The organism is Ralstonia sp. VS2407 (genome assembly GCF_052950655.1).
This window is the reverse complement of the sequence record NZ_JBRFVG010000282.1, coordinates 1-460: the sequence shown is the minus strand read 5'-3', so window position 1 is coordinate 460 and position 460 is coordinate 1. Positions and strand designations below refer to the sequence as shown.

The following is a 460-nucleotide window of genomic DNA, read 5'->3' as shown; positions in this document are numbered from 1 at the left end:
GCGTAGACCTCTCGCCCATGGGCCAGATCGAGGCCCTTGGGCTTGGTGAGCTTCGGGTACCCCTGCCCGGGTAGCTTCACCCCTACGGGAGCCCCGTGGGCGAGAAAGGCGGCATAGGTTTCCAGCGCGACCAGGATGGGATCGCCCAGTGGGGGCGCCTTGCCGTTCATGCTGTAGCGGAAGCAGCCCTGAAGCCGCTCGGCGAAGGTATTTACGTGTCCGTTCTTCGCCCGGTAGGCCGGGTAGACGAGATAGGCCGCCCAGAGGGGAGCGGAATGGCCGAGGCGGCCCCGGTCGAGATGACAGTTCGTGCAGCGCAGATCGTTGCCGACGAAGGCCCGCGCCTCGGCGCCCGTGTCGCGAAAGATGCGCTCGCCCAGGCGAATGACCTTGCCGAAGTCGTCGTCGAGGATGGCGGAATCGGGCTGGGGCACGAAGGGCGGTGCAGTTGTCTCAGCCC

1 protein-coding gene is annotated in these 460 nt (G+C 67.0%); it reads right to left on the bottom strand.

Annotated elements, in window-relative coordinates:
• A partial coding sequence (locus ACU8YE_RS25060) for a c-type cytochrome (RefSeq protein WP_446930260.1) occupies positions 1-434 on the bottom strand: 434 nt, incomplete at its 3' end.
• Between the last annotated feature and the right edge of the window lie 26 nt (positions 435-460).